This is a genomic window from Bacteroides xylanisolvens XB1A (genome assembly GCF_000210075.1).
Lineage (GTDB): Bacteria > Bacteroidota > Bacteroidia > Bacteroidales > Bacteroidaceae > Bacteroides > Bacteroides xylanisolvens.
The window spans coordinates 5,270,452-5,290,150 of record NC_021017.1 but is presented as its reverse complement, the minus strand read 5'-3'; the positions used below and the strand labels follow the sequence as shown (position 1 = coordinate 5,290,150).

Below are 19,699 nucleotides of genomic sequence, written 5' to 3'. Positions count from 1 at the left end.
GTTGGAACTAGTAAAAAGGTATCACTCTTTGAAAACATTTTATTTAATTGGAAGTACGGAGGATACTATTTGTGCCACAGTTAAGAAATTGAAAGAACTTTATCCGGATATTAATATTGTAGGATATCGTAATGGCTTTATCAAGGAAACTTCAGAAAAAGAGGCTTTATTGGTCGATGTGAAGGAAAAGAAGCCGGATTTTGTTTTCGTGGCAATGGGATTCCCAATACAAGAATTGTTGATGTATGAATTATATAGAATTCATACTGCTACTTATTTGAATTTGGGAGGTAGTTTTGATGTTTTTACTAACAAAGTAAGTCGTGCTCCAAGATGGATTCAAAATATAGGGATGGAGTGGTTCTATCGTTTCATTACTCATCCGAGTCGATATAAACGTCAAGTTGTATATTGGCAGTTTTTGTGTGCTTATTATGGGGGGCGTCTATAATAGAGGAAATAAATAAACTGCTAAGAGTTGAAGCGTTGGATTATATAATTAATATTCATGAAAATAATTGTGGTATAAAATAAATGTTGAAAATGTTGAGATGTAATAAACACGTGAGTGTTTCGTATGTGAGATGAAAAAAATGTAGGTCCCTAGCTTCATGCTGTAAAAAGCATGATTCTCCTACATTGTGGATTAGAAATAGCGCGACGGCGCATTTCTAATCTACGCCCTGACATCGGAGGTTAAAGCCGATGTGAATTTCCCACTATATCAACTGTCTGTGAAGATCGTTGATATTTCTTTTTATTCCCATTATACCGGATAATAGCCTCTTCTTTCTTTGTTTATATGTTCTAATTTTTGTAACTTTATAGCATATAAAACAGTAATAAAGAAACGATGGAACATTCAGAATTTGTAGTGAAATGTTATAATAAACAAGAGTTGGCGCAGATGTATTTTCCTGATTTGACGATTCGTGCTTCGGTCAATAAACTCCGAAGGTGGATGAGGAGATGCAAGCCATTGATGAATGAGATACTGTCTACCGACTTTCATCCGAAGACAAAGGCATTTTCTGTGAGAGAGGTACGGCTTATTACCTATTATTTAGGAAAGCCGGGAGAGCTATAAATGCTGTAATAATTGAATCTCTAAATGATATAAACATAAAAAAGAACTACGGGAGACTGCACTTTCGCCAGCTCCCGTAGTTCTTTTTATATATCCATATACTCCTTGCGACTGTCAAAACAGGGACAAGCTTTATGAATCGAAGCACTAAGTTGATAATGCCCCATGATTTGCGCTTCCGGATACTGATGTTTGAGAATTGTCAACAAGTCAAGCAACGCAAAACGCTGCGCCTGTGTTCTCGTATCTGCCGGACGGCCTTCTTCATCCAGTCCACCTTCATAGCAGATTCCAATACTGTGTCGGTTGAATCCTCTCACATGCGCTCCCGGTTCCGATACCGGCCGGCAATGGTGAAGTTCCCCATTGCGGGTGATGTAAAAATGATAACCTATATCCTTGAAACCTCGTTGCAGATGACATTGTCGAAGCTGCTCTACGGTGAAGGGAACATTGCAGCGCGTTGCGCTGCAATGAATCACCAACAACTTAATCTCACGTGGGAGATAGCTTTCTTCTGAATTTTCCATATCGGTCAGCAGGAGATTAATGTCCCACACAGGACGTTACACCGATAGCCGAGATGATAGAAGTCGCGATAGTCACGATAAACTGGAGAATGTTTTTCCAAAGTTGCTTTTTCATACGAATTTAAATTAAAGAATAGATACTCATGCATTATAAACTATAAACTCAAGAACCAATCAACAACCGGTTGATTATGCCGCCGGATCCGGAGCTTCTCCGCTGCCGGAGCCTCCTTGATTGTCGTCACCATCATCAGGCAGTGGATCTTTATCCGAATCTGCGGAAGAATCACTTTTATACAATGTATAATCCAGCGTCTTACACAGTTTGCGAAGATCACTTCCCGGATAAAAAAGCACTTTGCCCTTATCGATACACGATGCCTTGAATTCTTTTACCGTATCAGTAGGAGTACCCGTTTTGATACTCATGCGGAAATTGCCCAGGTCACCCATCTGCACGATGTTTCCTTCCTCCAGTACATTGACGATTTCGAGCAGGAACTCACCGATACAACCTTCCAATTCTCCTTTGGAGTAAGAAGAACGTTCGGTGATTCGTTTGCAGACTTCCTTGACCGTTACTTTGCGACCGCTACGTGCCACTGCATAGTACTTCGGAGTTTCATCAGGTTTCAACAGGTTCTTGCGAGCCATGAGAGTGTAATTCTGTGCCATAAACTTTTAATTTTTAATTTCTAATTTTTAATTGTTTAATTCTCTTGTAATCGATTACATGACAAAAGTAATACATTGGAAAAGTGACATGACGCATAGTGACGTACACGGGCGCATAGATAAAAAGAAAAAACATTGGGAGATTTGTATCGAAACTTCCCAATGTTTGATTTCAATTATTGAGATGTTTTTTTCAAATCTCCCGATGTTTTTCCGATTCTCCAAAAGGACAAAAGGACAAAAAGACACCTATGACTGTTATTTATTCATCTTAGTATAAGAACCATGAGATACCTTGCTGATTTTTATTCCGTTAAGTGATTTTAGAAGACGTGTAACCTTACGAAGGTTGAAATCGTATTTTGCGCCAATCTGAATTGCTTCATCTGTAGTGAAGTTATCAGGCAACTCATTGACGAAATTACGAATAATGTCCGGATTCTTCAGAGGACGGACCGCAGGAGCCGGCATGGATGAGTGTAACAGACGGCTGTGCTCGTAACAACATAGAACGATTTGAAGAGATCGTTCGAAATCGGCATCTATACAATAAATTTCGGAGGAGAGATCGGTTGCCTCAAATTGCCGGATGCGGGTCTGAATCATGCTGATACGCATCACCAGAAAAGCATAGCGCTTCACTACGGCTTGGAGGTCATCATTGCCCTCCATCGCTACCTCGGACAGCATACGTGAGAAAATCTCATTCAGACGGTTCCATTGCGGACGGGTGAAATGAAATAAAACAGGATGCGCCAGGCAGAAATTATATAGTTCGTAGACACGATGGGCAATCGGCTTGAAAGAGTCTTCCAATGAAATACAATCATCACCCATCTCTTTCCAGTGGGGAGCTTCACGGAAAGTGTAAGCCAGAATACGGCTGGGAAGTCCGTTCCCATAACTGTTTAACAAACAGTCTATCTGTCCGGGAGTGCCCGTTAGAAGCAAAGCTAATTTGGGATAACGGATATAGATTGGGATGATACCGTTGGCTTTATAGGAAGAATCAATGTTTTCGTGCTCAAAAGCTTTGCGGAGCATATCATCGAAGTTACCACAATCCAGGTGATTGGCCGTGGAGAGCGTTTGGGCTTCCGTATCGAAAATGATACTTCCTTGCGAACCGTTGTCCTGCATCTGAATTTGCATACGGGTGTAACTGGTAGTGGCGGGAATGAATAACATTTTAAAAGGAGGTCTTTGAGGCTCTTCGGAACACGTTTCTCCTTTTTTCCTTTTCCGCTGACATTCTGCTTGCCAGGTATTGTGCGCTGTATGGTAGTTTTTTAACATGGATTCACTGGTAGACAGTATTTCAGTCTGTATTTCTTCCAATAGATAGCGTCCGGTTTGGGCAATGCTTTTACCGCTGCCGGCAGAAGAAAATATGACACTGAACAAATGGGGGGAATATTTTTTGTGGTTATAAATTCCGAAAGTTTGTGGAAGTGCCGCACTTAGTGCGGTAAGATCGGAAAGGAGGGAGATGTCTTGTTCGCGGTCGCTTGCGTCTTCAATGATACAGTCATTCAGTAGATCGGGAAGATTATTGTACAAATCGCGTGGGAATAAGGGTGTTCCTTTCCTGAATTCTTCTCCCAGCCAATAGGCTTCTTCGGTGCTATCGGAGTTTTCTAAAGTACCATAGGGGATTTTTGTCCTTATGTCCTTTTGAAAGGAAGAAGAGGTGGCTGTAGAGGAAGCAGGTGCGTGCTCGTTAACTTGCTTGTATCCAGATGATAAAACACTTGTCAATTCTTCGGGACGAAAATCTGTATGCTCGAAAAATGCAGTAAGCTCACGTAATATGCTTTCTTGCGGATAGTGTCGGCGGGAGGCTTCGCAGGCAAGTTTAAAGACGTTGGAATGACGTTGTCCGGCTGTCAGGGGATGGAGGAAAATATAGGACGAAATAAATTGGGCGATTTCTGCTTCAGACACGTTTCCCGGGGTATTATCCTGAAGAGGAAAGGGAGGAAGCACTTTATTTTCAGAGGAAGCGTTTGTTTCCTCTTTTAGATGTGGTTCCAACACAAATGCCTGATAAAGACCGGCAACATATCCATTGGGCGAATAACTGAAATAACATAGGCGACTTTCGTCCTTGCAGGCCGGATCACTCTCCAATCCCAGCAATTGATTGTAGTAACGGCTCACTAATTGCTGCCCTTCATGATGGCGGTTTTCGATACCTTCCACATAGGCGAAAACTTTCACTCCGTCGGTAGGACTTTCTATGGCCGCTACCGTGTGAGGATCTGCCGCACAACGTTGGATGACTTGAAGACGATCTTTTACATGATCGTAATCGAGCCCGACAATATGGCTGGGGAGGAGGAAGTTTTTGATGGCATGTGCTCCGTCAAAAGTACCTGCCGGAGTGAAACAGGGGAGCTGGCTCTTCAACTTCTGTGCCGCGGCATGGTCTCCTTCTGCATAGTATCGGCGGATAGCGTTTACGATAGAAGCATAGACCGGGTGAATACACATAATGATGACTTCAAGGAAAGACATGACTTTGGGCTTTTTTGAATACACGTTCTCGTAAACCGAGACTTTGATTTCTTCTAAGGCTTTCATATAAAATTGTTTTTTGTAAGATTGAGTTACCTGACTATCAGATAACGGGAACAAAGGTCGGGATATTAAAAATAGGGTTGCTTCCCTATGTGAATAGTACTTGATAAAGCAAATAAAAACTGAAATATTATAAATTATTAATCATAGAATGGCATGGCAAAAGAAAAACAGGAACCATACGAGTTTTTGAGCAATTTGGTATTGGCTTTAATGGATATGGATCGTATTTTCAGTAACAGTTTTTTTACGAGCGAACTTGATATCTCTCCCAAAACACTGAGTGAGATAAGACGGGGAGAGGATATGTGTATTTATCAGTATGTGCGCGTGATCCGGTGTATGACGGAGTATCTTCATTTAATCATCCGGATGGATATGTTGCTGAAGGAGTTAAGAACCGTATTAGCTTCCAATTGTGATTTGGTGGTTGCTACGGTTCCGCACCGTTTTCATGGGATTTGCCAACCGAGAGAGTGGGTGGTAGTGATGCAATGGGATGGGGTGAAATTGTGATTTCTACAGAAAATAGGGCATTTTTTCAATCTTTTTGCCTGAATCCTTTCTTTATTTAATTTTTTTTATATCTTTGCTTTCATATTGAGAAACACGGATAAAAACTCACTTATTTATTCATATAAACTTAATAAATTATGTTCAAAGCTCCTTTCTCATTTGACGGTCGTATTCGTAGAATCGAATATTTCCTGTCAGGCATTATCGGTGGTGTCGTTTCTAGTATTGCATGGGCACTAGGCGTAGGTACATTTGTTTTGGGTGCTGCCAGCGGATCGGCCGGGGGATCAGTATTTGGTTTATTGATCGGTCTTGCTGCTATGATTGCATCTGTTTGGTTCTCTCTGGCACAGGGGGTGAAACGTCTGCACGACTTAAATAAATCCGGTTGGCTGATTTTGTTGTGCTGTGTGCCTATTGTTGGTTGGATTTTTGCATTGTACATGCTGTTTGCAGATGGCACGGTAGGTCCTAATCCTTATGGTGCAGATCCGAAAAACCGTATGCCGTATCAGGCACAACCTGCTTCTGTAAACGTGACTGTAAATGTTTCAAGAGAAGATGTAAAAGTTGACAAGCCGGTAGAAGCTGCTCCTGCACCTGCGGAAGCCCCTGTAGAAGAAGATAAAGAAAAGGCTGAATAATCTTATTAAAGAAGAAATAATAGAGCCTCCTGCGAAATTCGTTTTGCAGGAGGTTTTTTTGTTATTAACCTGTTTGTTATTCAATATTTTGTCTAAATTTGTAAGTGTAACATAATAAATAATGATTTGTAAGATGAAAGAGTATATTCCCAATCCGGTGGATACAGGACACATCCAACTCCCGAAGGAATTGGAATACCTGGTAGAAGAAATGGCTAAGAATGTTCATGAGGTCTGGTCGAAAACCAGAATAGAACAAGGTTGGACGTATGGCGAAAAGCGGGATGATGCATTGAAACAGCATCCGTGCCTGATTCCGTATGAAGAATTGCCTGAAGAAGAAAAGGTATATGACAGAAATTCTTCAGTGGAAACCTTGAAACTGATAATGAAACTGGGGTTTAAGATTTCGAAGGATGAAAAATAGATGATGAATGATGGCAACAACCTTATTCAGAATTTATTTTTATCTTTGAAATCCATTATAAACAGAAAAAGAAACAGATATGAAAAAAGTAATTTGCAGTGAGAAAGCTCCGGGGGCTATCGGCCCTTATAGTCAGGCGATAGAAGCTAATGGTATGGTATTTGTGTCCGGTCAGTTACCTATTGATGCCGCTACGGGACAGATGGCTGAAGGGATAGAAGGACAGGCTCGCCAGTCGTTGGAGAATATCAAACACATTCTTGAAGAAGCAGGATTGACAATGGGAAACATTGTCAAAACCACAGTATTTCTTCAGGATATGTCCCTGTTTGCAGGGATGAATGGCGTGTATGCCACGTATTTTGACGGAGCTTTTCCGGCACGTTCGGCGGTTGCCGTAAAAGCTCTGCCCAAGGATGCGTTAGTAGAGATTGAGTGTATCGCGGTTCGCTAACAAATCTGCGACAATGAAACTGCTGCCTCCTACAAAGATCAGATCTTTTGGGGGGCAGTTCTTTTTTGCCGCCTGTACAGCTTCTACAACAGTGGGGTAGGTGGTACCTTTCAATCCGGCTTCTTCTGCCAATGCCAATAGTTCATTTTCCGGAAGTGCACGTTTCACGCTTGCTTTGGTAAAATAATAGGTGGCATATTTCGGCAATGCTCGCAGAACTCCCCGGATGTCTTTGTCATTGACCATGCCGAATACAAAATGGATCTCCTGATCGAAAGTTTTGTGAATGGCATTGAGCTGTACATGGATATATTCGATTCCATCAACATTATGTCCCGTGTCACAGATAATATCCGGATAGCTGTGTACTTTCTGCCAACGCCCCATCAGACCGGTGAGCTGACATACGTTTGCAAGACCTGCGCGATAGTCCTGGGATCTGATGTTGTAGTTCAGACGGGTCAGTGTCGCAAGGGCTTTTAGGATGGTGAACATATTTTCGAATTGGTAAGCTCCGCTCAACTCTGTGAAAAGTCCGAAAGGAAACATCTCATTGTGGATTTTGATAGCATCTTTTCTTTTGTCGAGTATCCGGTCTAGCGCACGTAGACTGTCTGGCAGATCTAACATGAGTAATGCTTGCCGCATCTGATTTGCCTCTTCTTCTGATTGTTCGTCCATTGCTTCGATCATTTCGTGCATGCTCTGAATTGTGTTGTCCATCATCGGTCTTATTTCTTGCAATTTCGAATAAGGAACTATTTCCATGTCCCAGTATCGGGTATTTTCACGGGCATATTCGATGGGCGCATTCTTTTCTTTAGCTTTCATGGTAAATACACGTTTCACCGCCCCTTGGGCTCTGCCGATAACGACTGGAACTCCTTCTTTGATAATTCCGGCTTTCTCTTTGGCAATCTTCGTCAGCGTGTCACCCAGATATTGGGTGTGGTCGAGGCCTATGTTGGTGATAACACACAAATCCGGATGGATGATATTCGTACAGTCCAATCTTCCGCCCATGCCTACTTCGATAACTGCTACATCTACTTTCTGGTCGGCAAAATAACGGAATGCCATAGCGGTGGTCAGTTCGAAGAATGAAGGATGCAGCGGCTCGAAGAAAGAGCGATGCTCTTCTACGAAATTGACTACATACTCTTCTGGTATCATCTCACCGTTGATACGGATACGTTCGCGGAAGTCGATTAAATGAGGGGAGGTGAATAGTCCTACCCGGTAACCGGCGCACTGCAATACGGCTGCGATAGTATGTGAGCAGGAACCTTTTCCATTGGTTCCGGCGATATGTATCGTTTTGAATTGTTGATGGGGATGCCCGAAATGTTCGTCTAATCGATGAGTAGTCTCTAAACCTGGCTTATATGCTTTGCTTCCTATTTGTTGAAACATTGGCGCACTCTCATATAAGTACTTTAAAGTGTTCTGATAGTCCATGTTTTATAATATTTAACTTCGGGCAATCTTTATTGCCCGCTAATTTGTTTATCTTTAGAACCGTCAATCTAACCGTAAATGCGGGGATTGGCGAATGAGATTGCAAATATCAACATTTAAATCTAAGAAATCATGGGAACTAAGAAAAATTTTGTGTTAGACACAAATGTTATTCTTCACGATTACAATTGCTTGAAGAATTTTCAGGAAAATGATATTTACCTCCCTCTTGTTGTACTCGAAGAACTGGATAAGTTCAAAAAAGGAAACGAGCAGATTAATTTCAATGCTCGTGAGTTCGTACGCGAATTGGATGTATTGACTAGCGACGAGCTTTTCTCCGAAGGAGTGAAGCTTGGCGAAGGATTGGGACGTCTGTTTGTGGTGACGAGCAATGTGCCGGCTACCAAAGTGTGGGAATCGTTTCCTATAAAGAAACCCGACCATTTGATTTTGGCGGCAACCGAATACCTGACCGGCAAGTATCCGAAAATGAAATCTATCTTAGTGACCAAAGATGTGAATCTGCGCATGAAAGCCCGTTCTATCGGATTGCTTTGCGAGGATTATATTACGGATAAGGTGGTCAATGTAGATGTATTCGAGAAGTCGAATGAGATTTTCGAAAATGTAGATCCTGCATTGATCGACCGCATTTATTCTTCCAAAGAAGGTATTGACTTGAGTGAATTCGACTTTAAAGATTTGGTTCATCCCAATGAATGTTTTGTGTTGAAGAGTGACCGGAATAGTGTATTGGCACGCTATAATCCTTTTACCCATTCTATTATCCGCGTGATGAAGGGTAAGAATTATGGAATCGAACCCCGGAATGCGGAACAGAGTTTTGCTTTTGAGATCCTGAATGATCCGAATATCAAACTGGTAGCTCTGACAGGAAAAGCAGGAACAGGTAAGACTTTGCTGGCTTTGGCTGCTGCGTTGGGTAAACTGACCGATTACAAACAGATTTTGCTGGCACGTCCTGTTGTAGCGCTTTCTAATAAAGACATAGGTTTCCTTCCGGGAGATGCACAAGAGAAAGTAGCTCCTTATATGCAACCATTATTTGACAATCTGAACGTGATAAAACGTCAGTTTGCAGCAAACTCTACCGAAGTGAAGCGCATAGAAGATATGCAGAAAAGCGAACAGCTGGTGATTGAAGCTTTGGCCTTTATCCGTGGTCGTAGTTTGAGCGAAATGTATTGCATCATTGACGAAGCGCAGAATCTGACCCCAAATGAAATAAAGACAATCATCACCCGTGCAGGCGAAGGTACGAAGATGGTATTTACGGGAGATATCCAGCAGATTGACCAACCTTATCTGGATAGTCAGTCCAATGGCTTGGTATATATGATTGATCGTATGAAAGACCAGAATATCTTTGCACACGTCAATTTGCTGAAAGGTGAACGAAGTGAATTGAGTGAACTGGCAAGCAACCTGCTGTAGGAAATGAAGAATGAAAAATGAAGAATGAAGAATTTACTATGCAGCATAATAGCGCAGCTTATTCTTCATTCTTCATTTTTCATTCTGCATTTGCCTTATTCTTTCTTTCCGAAATATTTAAGGAACTGTGTACGTTCAAATGTATTGACGCCTTTAATATCTTTGATATTCAGTTTGCCTTTGAATTGAGCTATATTTTCGAATCCTTTGCGTTCCATCCATGCAGAGAGGAAGCGGTTGGCTTCTCCAATAAATGCGTTTGTATTCAGATAGACTGCGCTACATACTTCTACGGCTGAAGCACCGGCAAGGATCGCTTTCACTACTGATTCAGCATTGGCAACACCACCGGAAGCCGCATAGTCGATCTTATCTACCACTGCAGATGCAATTCCAATCCAGCGGAGCGGATTGGCGAGGTCGGAAGCATTACTGAATATTTCTCCTGACATATGCTCCATCTTTTCGATGTTGATGTCCGGTTGATAGAAGCGGTTGAAGAGAACAACTGCGGCTGCACCGTTGGCATACAACTGATCGATTAATACTACAGGGTTGGTCAGGTTATCACCCAGCTTCATGATAACGGGAATGTTAACCGTCTGCTTGATGCGGCGGAGAATGTCGATGTGGCGTTGTTCGAATGAACCGTATGTATATTGCAGTTCTGATTGCAAGGCGAGGATATTGATTTCCAATGCGTCGGCACCAGCCTCTTCAATTTTCTTTGCAAAGTCGATCCATTCGGAATCAGTGTAGCAGTTGATGCTGGCAATGATAGGAATGGGGCATACCTTTTTGCTTTCTTTTATTAAAGTCAGGTATTCAGATAACTTGTGCTCACGGATATATTCTTCCAGATAGTCACTGGCTTCGGGATAGAAAGCCGGGTCTTTCAGTTGATCTGCTTCCAGCATGATCTGTTCCTCAAACAGTGATTTCAGAACGATAGCACCGGCACCATCTTCGGCCAATTTTTTGTTTTTGCCGACACTGTTGGTCAGCCCTGAGCTACTGATGATGATAGGGTTTCTAAGAGAAAGCCCTGCGAAAGTAGTTTTTAAATCGGTCATAGCAATATGTTTTTTAATACTTATATCAATAATTTCTTTCTCCGAAAATCTTGCTTCCTACTCGTACCAGCGTACTTCCTGCGGCAATGGCTTCGTGATAGTCATGTGACATTCCCATTGATAGTTCGCGGAAGGTATCAGAGTGGGTGAACCAAGTTGTTTTTATCTCGTTAAAGAGTCTATTTAGTGAACAAAATTCCCGGTTGATTTGTTCAATACAATCGGTGTTGCTGGCCATCCCCATTAATCCGCAGATGCGCACATGAGTCAGCTCTTTCCATTCTCCGACATTCAGCATCTCTTTACATTCTTCGGGACTGAAACCAAATTTGGTTTCTTCCTGCGCAACGTGAATCTGCAACAGGCAGTTCACAGTACGTCCGGCCTTGACAGCTTGTTTGTTGACTTCGGCCAGTAGTTTATAACTATCAATTCCATGAATCATCGCTACGTATGGTATCATGTATTTGATTTTATTCGTTTGCAGGTGTCCGATAAAATGCCATTCGATATCTTTCGGCAAACTTTCGTATTTAGCTGTCATTTCCTGCACTTTGCTTTCTCCAAAAATACGCTGTCCCGCCTGATATGCTTCTTCTATCGCTTCATTGGGATGGAATTTTGAGACAGCAACCAGCCGGACTCCTTGAGGGAGTTCGGCCAGCACTTGCTTTAAATTGTCAGCAATACTCATTGTTACTTATGCTTTTGACGGATCAAATTCCGGTTTGTCATTCGGTTCGGCGCTGTAAGGATATACATCCATGAGCGGAGTTTCGGATACCATACCGATCTGATAATCTGCCATGGTTCCTTTCATGCCTTCATCCAGCTTTTTCACTGCATCACGCAAGTCGGCAGCTTGTACCAATACTTGAGTGGAAGTCTTTTTTTCCGCACCGCTTTTTTCATCGAGCGTGATAAAAATAAGTTTGCATTTGAACCAGCGGTCGGCACTTTCTTCGTCACTGGGGAATAATTCGCTATAGTTGGCACGTTTGATGTCCGAAACGGTAAATTCTCCGGAGATAAACGGAGTCATTTCTTCGATAATCCGTGCTTCTGCTTCTGTAAAACTGAGTGCATCAACAAGATAAGGTTCAGTTACTTTCTTCTGCATTCCGTTTTCCATTACTTTCTCATAACGGATCTTGCACTCAAACCATGTATGCATTGCCATAATTTTCTTCCTTTTTAATTAATTGATTCATGTAAATTGCCTACAAAGATAAACAAAATACCAAAGTAAGTGCCGAAAGATTTTTATTTTCTTTTATGTAGATTTTTTAGTTCAAATGAAAGCATGACACGGAAAAGTCCGATGATGAGGAAAGTAAAAGAAATCATGTAGACTGCGTAGAGTGCTCCTATGGCGGGTTGCCATAATATTAAAAGGGAACACAGAATGGCAAGGATACCGAAAGCCATGTACCAGCCCCAGTCGCGGGTTCCGTAACGTTTCAAGTCGATGGAATAGCCGGTGGAGGAGAAGCCGCGGAACATAAGCCAGAAAGCTATGATAAAAGGAATGACTTCCATGCTGACCATTGGGTAGGCAATCAGGTAGATACCCAGAACAAGGTCGATCAGTCCGCCTACGATATACCATCCCCAGCTCGGGACACCTTTCCGGTTGCTAAAAGCGAAGATAATTTCTAAAATACCGCTTATCAACATCGATACGCTGAAAATGATACTTAAAGCTACATAGGTGCTCACGGGTGAGAACATGAGCCAAAGGGCTACAATGATATACACGATTCCCAAAAGAAGAGAAGTCCACCAATTTTTTACTGAATGTTGAATCTCATTGAATACAGTTTCCATACATTTTATATTTTAAATTGAATACTAGGGTGATTTCGTTGTGGAATAACAAATTCAATTTAGAAAAGGTTTTCCGTGAACATATTTGGGGGAATCGTTGTTTCCTATATAAAGTAAATTTTAAATATAGATGCATTATGGCAACAACAAATTTCAAAGGACAACCGGTGAAACTAATCGGTGAATTTATACAAGTAGGTAAGGTAGCTCCTGACTTCGAGCTGGTAAAAACAGATTTATCTTCTTTCTCTCTGAAAGATTTAAATGGTAAAAATGTGATTTTAAATATTTTCCCCAGTCTGGATACCAGCGTATGTGCAACCTCTGTACGTAAGTTTAATAAGATGGCTGCCGGACTGAAAGATACGGTAGTATTGGCTATCTCTAAAGACCTTCCTTTTGCGCACGGTCGTTTCTGTACAACGGAAGGTATTGAAAATGTAATTCCATTGTCTGATTTCCGCTTCTCTGATTTCGACGAAAGTTACGGAGTGCGTATGGCAGATGGTCCGTTAGCGGGACTTTTGGCTCGTGCGGTAGTTGTGATTGGCAAGGATGGCAAGATTGCTTATACGGAACTTGTTCCTGAAATTACCCAGGAGCCTGACTATGATAAAGCCTTAGCTGCTGTAAAGTAATATAGAATATGGAGTATTAAGTATTAGGTATTAACTATTAGTTGCAGCTAATAAACGAATACGGCTAATACTTAATACTTATTTTTTCTTCTTCAGTCCCTTATAAGCTAGGAATCCGATGACCAATACCACCACTGCTATAATGACATAGCCGATTTCGTGGCTGTATGTGGTTGCCATTACATAGACGTCATTAGTGGTTTTGAGGTCTGTAAACCGGTAGATCAGGTATCCGAGTAGAGCCAATATACTGTTCCATATCGCAGCGCCGAGAGTGGTGTAAAGTAGGAAAGGTCCTAATTTCATGCCGGCTAATCCTGCGGGAATACTGATAAGTTGGCGTACAGCCGGAATGAGACGGCCAAAGAAAGTGGAGGCTGCACCGTGCTTTCTGAAATATTCTTCTGCATGGTGTACTTTTTCTTCGTCAATAAGGCACATGTGCCCTAAACGGCTGTTGGCGAATTTATAGACAATAGGACGACCCAGCCAACGCGCCAGATAATAATTTACTAATGCACCGATATCTGCTCCTATGGTGGCAAATAGGACCACGAGAAAGATATTCATACTGTCGTCTGCCATAGCTTTCCATGCGGCAGGTGGCACTACGGCTTCCGAGGGGAAGGGAATAAAAGAACTTTCGATAGCCATAAAAATGGTGACTACCCAATAGTTCAAATTTTCTAATACCCATTTAAGAAGTTCTGCTACTGATTCCATGTTTTTTGAGGATAGAATTTATTAATCTGATTTATTTTTTTCCTTTCTTCTTTTTCTTATTCTCCTTTTTCATGCGTTCCCACACTTCCTTGAGAGTTCTTTCATCTTCCTCTCTATGTTCGGGACTATTTAACAGATCCAGAATCATATCTTCTTCCAGTGGATGTTCACATTCTTTGTTGTATTTAAAGAAGTTGTCGATTTCACCGTGCATGAGGCAAAGCACACTCAATTTCTCCGTCACATCTTCGTATTTCGGATTCATCTGGTACGCTTTTTCAAAGTATTCTTTGGCTTCTATCAGATAGTCACTTTCCGAATAAGCAGAGGCGATCATATACCACATTTCTATGTTAGAGTTAATCTCTATCGCTTTTTCGAAAGACAAGGCTGCTTCGTCTTCCAGCTCCTCTGCCAGATATAGTTTTCCCTCTGTCAGATAAATCAATCCTTCATTCGGGTTTATCTCTTTGGCTTTCTCGCAGAGCTGATGTGCTTCTTCATATCTTTCCAGATGAGACAGGGCGAAGGCTTTGCTGGTATATGTGTCTATTAATAGGACAGACTGTCTGTCTCCGTCTTCTTCAAAACGTGCGATTACTTTGTCGTAATAGTCATCGGCTTTCTGCCATTCTTCTTTATTGCCGTAGGATATTCCCATGAACATATAACCCAGTTCAGGGGGGATGGATTTAAGTTCGATCGCTTTTTGGTAATTCTCGATGGCATCATCCGAATTGTTCAGATAGAAAAAACAATGCGCTTTATAAGCGTAGGCTTCTCCACACTGATCGTCGGCTGCCAACGCAAAATCACAGGCTTCGATGGCCTTGTCTATTTGTTCCTGAACAAAGTAACATTTCACCAGTCCCATCCAGTAGGAAGGGTTGAAAGGGGATTTGTCGATGAGTTTGTTGTAATAGATGATGGCCGATTCTACTTGGTGGGTCGATGCCAGATAATCGGCTGTGAGGGCCATATATTCTTCATCTTCGGCATAACGCGATTTACCTCGGTCGAGCCATTCTTTGGCTGCATCCGGGTATCCCATGTCCAGATAGAGAAATACGACATCAATGATTGTTTCCAGTTCGTCGGCATCCGCTATCGTACTTAATAGCCATTGGGCTTCTTCCAGTTTTCCTCCATTCAGCAATAGTTCGGCTTTCAGCAGTTTCACTTCCGAGTCAAAATCTTCGGTGATGGAATCTGCTACTTTCTTTGCTTTTTGCAGTTTTTGGGTGTCCAGGTAGAGATAGGCTTGTTCGATGAGTAAAGCTGTATTTCCCGGATGTATCTTAAGTCCGTAGGTGATTACTTCTTGTGCTTCTTCAAATTTCCGTTCGGAGGCATACCAGTCGGCGATGTCGGCCAGTTGGTCAGCATCCAGATAAAGTTGTCGGTTTTCTGCTTTTGCTTTTTCGTAGTTTGTGATAAGTGTGGCTAGTTGCTTTTTGGCTGATGGTGAGTTCTTTCTACCCATTTTTATTAATTTTGTTCACCACAGATTACACGGATTAACACAGATTAGAGAAATATAGAATAAAAATCTGTGTTAATCCGTGTAATCTGTGGTGAAAGGTTATTTATTAATCTTCCCCCACGTATCTTTCAACCCTACTGTGCGGTTGAAAATCAGTTTTTCCGGGGTTGATTCTTTGTCGATATTAAAGTAACCGATCCGTTGGAACTGCAGGTAGGAGAGTGTAGGCAGGGTAGCTGCGAACTTCTCTATGTAGCAGTTGGGCAGAACTTTCAATGAGTCCGGATTGATGATTTCTTTCATGGCTTCCAGTGCTTCGCAATTTTTAGCTTCGCGGATGGCAGCCAGTTCGTCGCGCGGGTTTTCCACTTTCCACAGGCGGTCGTACAAACGTACTTCTGCTTGCAGGCAGTGATTGCAGCTTACCCAATGGAGCGTGCCTTTCACCTTACGGTTTGCGTCCGGCATACCGCTACGGGTATTAGCGTCATATTCGCAATATACCTCTGTTATTACGCCGTTTTCGTCTTTCTTACAACCGGTGCATTTTACGATATAGGCATTTTTGAGGCGTACTTCCTGTCCCGGTGTCATGCGGAAATATTTCTTGGGAGCGTCTTCCATGAAGTCTTCACGTTCCATCCACAGTTCACGGCTGAATTCGATCAAGTGGCTTCCTGCTTCCGGGGCTTCCGGGTTGTTGATTGCTTCCAGTTCTTCAACCTGTCCTTCCGGATAGTTGGTGATGATTAGTTTAACCGGATTGATCACTGCCGATACACGTGTGGCACGGCTGTTCAGGTCGTCCCGAACGGAGCTTTCCAACAGGGCGATGTCGTTCAGGGCATCGTATGTGGTATATCCGATTTTATCAATAAATTTATGAATAGATTCCGGTGAATAACCTCGACGGCGGAAACCGCAGATAGTCGGCATACGGGGGTCGTCCCATCCGTTCACCAATCCTTCTTTTACCAGTGTGAGCAGGTTACGTTTGCTCATCAGGGTATAGCTTAGGTTCAGTTTGTTGAATTCAGTCTGACGGGGACGGTTGTCGTTCAGGTCTTTTCCTTCTTTCAGCCAGTCGATGAAGAGGTCATAAAGAGGACGGTGTACCACAAATTCGAGTGTACACAGCGAGTGAGTTACTCCTTCGAAGAAGTCACTCTGTCCGTGAGCGAAGTCATACATCGGATAAGCTTTCCAGGTAGTACCTGTACGGTGGTGCGGGTGTTTCACTACACGATAAATAATCGGATCGCGGAAGTGCATATTCGGGTTAGCCATGTCAATCTTGGCACGGAGCACCATAGCACCTTCTTCGATCTCGCCGCTATTCATTTTCTTAAAAAGTTCGAGGCTTTCTTCGATAGGACGGTTGCGGTAAGGGCTTTCCACACCCGGTTGGGTAGGAGTACCTTTTTGCTGTGCGATTAGTTCGGAGCTTTGTTCGTCAATATATGCTTTTCCCTCCTGGATCAGGCGGATAGCGAAGTCCCATAATTGTTGGAAGTAGTCGGAAGCGTAGTATTCGTTTCCCCACTGGTAGCCCAACCATTGAATATCTTCTTTGATAGCTTCTACATATTCCACATCTTCCTTGGTCGGGTTTGTGTCGTCGAAACGAAGGTTACATACACCGCCGTGTTTTTCTGCGATGCCGAAATCAAGGCAAATAGCTTTGGCATGGCCGATGTGAAGGTAACCGTTAGGTTCGGGCGGGAAGCGTGTCTGCACTTTTCCACCATTTTTACCTTCTTTCAAGTCTTTCTCTACTGCCTGTTCAATAAAGTTCAAGCTTTTCTTTTCGCCTGCTTCTTCGTTTTTAATATCTGTCATAACGGTTAATGTTATCTGTATTTAGGCTACAAAAGTAGGACATTTTTTTTATTTAACCGGAATATAACCGCTCTTTTTTATAATGTCCTGTCCGTCGGACGAGAGAATAAACTGAATCAGGGGGAAGACTTGTTCCTTATTTTTTACATTGTAGTAGTAATAAAGCGGGCGCACGATGGGGTAGGTCTTATTGGTGGCGTTCTCTACCGTAGGCGTGGCATAGTGGGTGCCGTCGTATGATACGGAAAGCGTTTTGACACGGGGAGATACGTATGCCAGTCCGACATATCCGATGGCTCCTTTGGTTTGACTGACAGACTGGATGATGGCACCTGTTGCCGGCATGGAAAGGCTGCTTGCCATGTAGTTTTTATTTTTCAGTACGCTCTCTTTGAAAAATTCGTAAGTACCGGACGATGTTTCGCGCGAGTAAACCACTATTTTGCGATCGTCTCCGCCTACCTGTTTCCAGTTGTTTATCTTCCCCCGGAAAATGTCTTCCAGTTGTTGGCGAGTCAGCTGCTTTACCGGATTGGAGGGATGCACCACCACGGCAAGAGCATCGTAGGCTACAATCACTTCGTCTACTTCTTCTCCGGCTCCTTTTATTTTCATCTTTTCGCTGAACTTGATCGGGCGTGAAGCCATTGCGATGTCCGTTGTATGATCCATTAAAGCGGAGATACCTACACCGGTTCCGCCACCGGTCACTGTGACACGGGCCTCCGGATGCTGGTTCATAAACCGCTCTGCTGTCTGTTGTGCGACAGGCAGTACCGTATCGCTACCTTTAATACGTTGTGCGTTGGCACCGAGCGAGAGTAAGGAAAGGGCGATTAATAAGTTTCTTCTCACTTTCATATTTCTTCGTTTTATTAACGTTGCAAATTAAGCAATCGGATATTACATTTTCATTTCATCCGGAGTGGAAATGATACTTGTAACACAAACGTAACATGATTGAAACATTTCCTTCAAACATTAGTCACACCTCCTTAATAAAGAGATGCTTTCTTTGCATCAGAAATCATAGCAGGTATATGAAAAAGGTATTTGAAAAGATTATAGAAGGAATGTTGACTTGTAGCGGCTTTGTGACAAGTATTACTATTCTGCTGATTGTACTCTTCCTTTTCACTGAAGCTTTCGGGCTGTTCAAGAGTAAAGTGATTGAAGAGGGATATGTGTTGGCGCTGAATAAGAGCAACAAGGTTAGCGTGTTGAGCCCCGCACAGATAAAAAATGTTTTTGACGAAGAGATTACAAACTGGAAGGAACTCGGTGGGGAAGATCTCCTTATCCGGGTTTTTCGTTTGGAGGACATAACGCAGCATTATACGGAAGAGGAGTTGGGACCTGCTTATGAATATGCAGGCGATAAGATTACGGAGCTGGTAGAGAAAACACCCGGCATCGTAGCTTTTGTTCCGCAGAAATTTATTGTTCATCCGGACGCGGTACATTTCATTGAGGATAACACTATTTCCGTAAAGGATGTATTTGCGGGTGCCGAATGGTTTCCTACGGCTACTCCGGCTGCTCAATTCGGCTTTTTGCCGTTGATTACCGGGACGTTGTGGGTGAGCCTGTTTGCCATCCTTTTTGCTTTGCCGTTCGGGCTGTCGGTTTCTATTTATATGTCTGAAGTGGCAAATCCGAAAGTGCGGAACTGGCTAAAACCGATTATCGAACTGTTGAGTGGTATTCCTTCCGTTGTTTATGGCTTTTTCGGATTAATTGTCATTGTTCCGTTGATTCAGAAATTGTTTGATCTTCCGGTAGGAGAGAGTGGCTTGGCGGGAAGTATCGTACTGGCTATTATGGCATTGCCTACTATTATAACGGTGACGGAAGACGCGATGCGCAACTGTCCGCGTGCAATGCGGGAAGCGAGTCTGGCATTGGGCGCTTCGCAATGGCAGACGATATATAAGGTAGTGATTCCTTATTCTATTTCGGGGATTACATCCGGTGTGGTACTCGGTATCGGACGTGCTATCGGGGAGACGATGGCAGTATTGATGGTGACGGGTAATGCGGCTGTGATTCCGACAACGATCCTTGAGCCTTTGCGTACCATTCCGGCTACGATTGCAGCCGAATTGGGAGAAGCTCCTGCGGGAGGACCTCACTATCAGGCGTTGTTCCTGTTGGGTGTAGTACTGTTCTTCATCACATTGATTATCAACTTTAGTGTGGAATATATTTCCTCTAAAGGATTAAAACGTAGCAAATAAGATGGAAATACGGAGTAATAATAAAGCTAAACACCGTTCGCAGAAAGTTG

At 42.7% G+C, this 19,699-nt stretch carries 22 protein-coding genes; 9 read left to right on the top strand and 13 right to left on the bottom strand.

Features of this window, described 5'->3' with window-relative positions; translation table 11 throughout:
• Both BXY_RS20685 and BXY_RS20680 read left to right on the top strand, forming a co-directional pair.
• Positions 1 to 451: WecB/TagA/CpsF family glycosyltransferase (locus tag BXY_RS20685; RefSeq protein WP_208946879.1), on the top strand; the 451-nt coding region annotated here is incomplete at its 5' end.
• 402 nt (positions 452 to 853) lie between these two features.
• Positions 854 to 1,087 (top strand): DUF4248 domain-containing protein, encoded by a 234-nt coding sequence (locus tag BXY_RS20680; protein WP_008025410.1) that lies wholly within the window; start codon positions 854 to 856, stop codon positions 1,085 to 1,087.
• Positions 1,088 to 1,173: 86 nt separating this feature from the next.
• Here BXY_RS20680 and BXY_RS20675 read toward each other — a convergent pair whose 3' ends face one another.
• The 4 genes from BXY_RS20675 to BXY_RS20660 all read right to left on the bottom strand — a co-directional run bounded on the left by BXY_RS20675 (position 1,174) and on the right by BXY_RS20660 (position 4,875).
• Positions 1,174 to 1,617: an N-acetylmuramoyl-L-alanine amidase gene (locus BXY_RS20675; RefSeq protein WP_008025408.1), complete on the bottom strand. Its 444-nt coding sequence runs from the start codon at positions 1,615 to 1,617 to the stop codon at positions 1,174 to 1,176.
• Between the two features lie 16 nt (positions 1,618 to 1,633).
• Positions 1,634 to 1,732: a smalltalk protein gene (locus BXY_RS20670; RefSeq protein ID WP_004303901.1), complete on the bottom strand. Its 99-nt coding sequence runs from the start codon at positions 1,730 to 1,732 to the stop codon at positions 1,634 to 1,636.
• A gap of 74 nt (positions 1,733 to 1,806) precedes the next feature.
• Entirely contained in the window at positions 1,807 to 2,292 is a 486-nt protein-coding gene (locus tag BXY_RS20665; RefSeq protein WP_008025406.1) for an HU family DNA-binding protein, read from the bottom strand.
• 258 nt (positions 2,293 to 2,550) lie between these two features.
• Positions 2,551 to 4,875: a DUF3987 domain-containing protein gene (locus BXY_RS20660; protein ID WP_015532865.1), complete on the bottom strand. Its 2,325-nt coding sequence runs from the start codon at positions 4,873 to 4,875 to the stop codon at positions 2,551 to 2,553.
• A 153-nt stretch (positions 4,876 to 5,028) separates the two neighbouring features.
• Between BXY_RS20660 and BXY_RS20655 the strand changes: the two genes are divergently transcribed.
• From BXY_RS20655 to BXY_RS20640, 4 genes are all read left to right on the top strand, one after another.
• The gene (locus BXY_RS20655; protein ID WP_015532864.1) at positions 5,029 to 5,388 is read left to right on the top strand and encodes a hypothetical protein; all 360 of its coding nucleotides are present in this window, start codon (positions 5,029 to 5,031) and stop codon (positions 5,386 to 5,388) included.
• 137 nt (positions 5,389 to 5,525) lie between these two features.
• A complete protein-coding gene (locus BXY_RS20650; RefSeq protein ID WP_008643365.1) occupies positions 5,526 to 6,032 on the top strand; it encodes a DUF805 domain-containing protein in 507 nt (168 codons plus the stop codon).
• 133 nt (positions 6,033 to 6,165) lie between these two features.
• Positions 6,166 to 6,459, top strand: coding sequence for a RyR domain-containing protein (locus BXY_RS20645; protein WP_074708638.1), 294 nt, complete (start codon positions 6,166 to 6,168; stop codon positions 6,457 to 6,459).
• A 79-nt stretch (positions 6,460 to 6,538) separates the two neighbouring features.
• A complete protein-coding gene (locus tag BXY_RS20640; RefSeq protein WP_004327226.1) occupies positions 6,539 to 6,913 on the top strand; it encodes a RidA family protein in 375 nt (124 codons plus the stop codon).
• Here BXY_RS20640 and BXY_RS20635 read toward each other — a convergent pair.
• Positions 6,881 to 8,371 carry a bifunctional folylpolyglutamate synthase/dihydrofolate synthase gene (locus BXY_RS20635; protein WP_151921587.1) on the bottom strand — a complete coding sequence of 497 codons (1,491 nt, stop codon included), beginning with the start codon at positions 8,369 to 8,371 and terminating at the stop codon, positions 6,881 to 6,883. The two genes, BXY_RS20640 and BXY_RS20635, sit on opposite strands and share 33 nt — an antisense overlap.
• Before the next feature lie 132 nt (positions 8,372 to 8,503).
• Between BXY_RS20635 and BXY_RS20630 the strand changes: the two genes are divergently transcribed.
• A complete protein-coding gene (locus BXY_RS20630) occupies positions 8,504 to 9,829 on the top strand; it encodes a PhoH family protein (RefSeq protein WP_015532861.1) in 1,326 nt (441 codons plus the stop codon).
• 95 nt (positions 9,830 to 9,924) lie between these two features.
• Here the strand turns inward: BXY_RS20630 and BXY_RS20625 are convergent, their stop codons facing one another.
• The 4 genes from BXY_RS20625 to BXY_RS20610 all read right to left on the bottom strand — a co-directional run bounded on the left by BXY_RS20625 (position 9,925) and on the right by BXY_RS20610 (position 12,729).
• On the bottom strand, positions 9,925 to 10,902 hold the full coding sequence (locus BXY_RS20625) for a dihydroorotate dehydrogenase-like protein (RefSeq protein ID WP_015532860.1): 978 nt from the start codon (positions 10,900 to 10,902) through the stop codon (positions 9,925 to 9,927).
• Positions 10,903 to 10,927: 25 nt separating this feature from the next.
• On the bottom strand, positions 10,928 to 11,596 hold the full coding sequence (locus BXY_RS20620) for a YggS family pyridoxal phosphate-dependent enzyme (protein WP_015532859.1): 669 nt from the start codon (positions 11,594 to 11,596) through the stop codon (positions 10,928 to 10,930).
• Between the two features lie 6 nt (positions 11,597 to 11,602).
• Positions 11,603 to 12,082 carry a DUF4494 domain-containing protein gene (locus tag BXY_RS20615; RefSeq protein ID WP_004296648.1) on the bottom strand — a complete coding sequence of 160 codons (480 nt, stop codon included), beginning with the start codon at positions 12,080 to 12,082 and terminating at the stop codon, positions 11,603 to 11,605.
• Positions 12,083 to 12,165: 83 nt separating this feature from the next.
• Positions 12,166 to 12,729, bottom strand: coding sequence for an HdeD family acid-resistance protein (locus BXY_RS20610; protein WP_004317609.1), 564 nt, complete (start codon positions 12,727 to 12,729; stop codon positions 12,166 to 12,168).
• Between the two features lie 137 nt (positions 12,730 to 12,866).
• Here BXY_RS20610 and tpx point away from each other — a divergent pair, with 137 nt between their 5' ends.
• Entirely contained in the window at positions 12,867 to 13,367 is a 501-nt protein-coding gene (gene tpx / locus BXY_RS20605; protein ID WP_004296650.1) for a thiol peroxidase, read from the top strand.
• A gap of 78 nt (positions 13,368 to 13,445) precedes the next feature.
• On the opposite strand, the gene BXY_RS20600 is transcribed toward tpx, so the two are convergent.
• The 4 genes from BXY_RS20600 to BXY_RS20585 all read right to left on the bottom strand — a co-directional run bounded on the left by BXY_RS20600 (position 13,446) and on the right by BXY_RS20585 (position 18,273).
• Positions 13,446 to 14,090 carry a DedA family protein gene (locus BXY_RS20600; RefSeq protein WP_009041083.1) on the bottom strand — a complete coding sequence of 215 codons (645 nt, stop codon included), beginning with the start codon at positions 14,088 to 14,090 and terminating at the stop codon, positions 13,446 to 13,448.
• A gap of 31 nt (positions 14,091 to 14,121) precedes the next feature.
• Complete coding sequence (locus tag BXY_RS20595) at positions 14,122 to 15,573, bottom strand: tetratricopeptide repeat protein (RefSeq protein ID WP_004317616.1); 1,452 nt, start codon at positions 15,571 to 15,573, stop codon at positions 14,122 to 14,124.
• 99 nt (positions 15,574 to 15,672) lie between these two features.
• Positions 15,673 to 17,412, bottom strand: coding sequence for a glutamine--tRNA ligase/YqeY domain fusion protein (locus BXY_RS20590; protein ID WP_015532858.1), 1,740 nt, complete (start codon positions 17,410 to 17,412; stop codon positions 15,673 to 15,675).
• 48 nt (positions 17,413 to 17,460) lie between these two features.
• Positions 17,461 to 18,273 (bottom strand): phosphate ABC transporter substrate-binding protein, encoded by an 813-nt coding sequence (locus BXY_RS20585; RefSeq protein ID WP_015532857.1) that lies wholly within the window; start codon positions 18,271 to 18,273, stop codon positions 17,461 to 17,463.
• A gap of 179 nt (positions 18,274 to 18,452) precedes the next feature.
• Here BXY_RS20585 and pstC point away from each other — a divergent pair, with 179 nt between their 5' ends.
• Entirely contained in the window at positions 18,453 to 19,649 is a 1,197-nt protein-coding gene (pstC, locus tag BXY_RS20580) for a phosphate ABC transporter permease subunit PstC (protein ID WP_009041081.1), read from the top strand.
• Positions 19,650 to 19,699 lie beyond the last annotated feature (50 nt).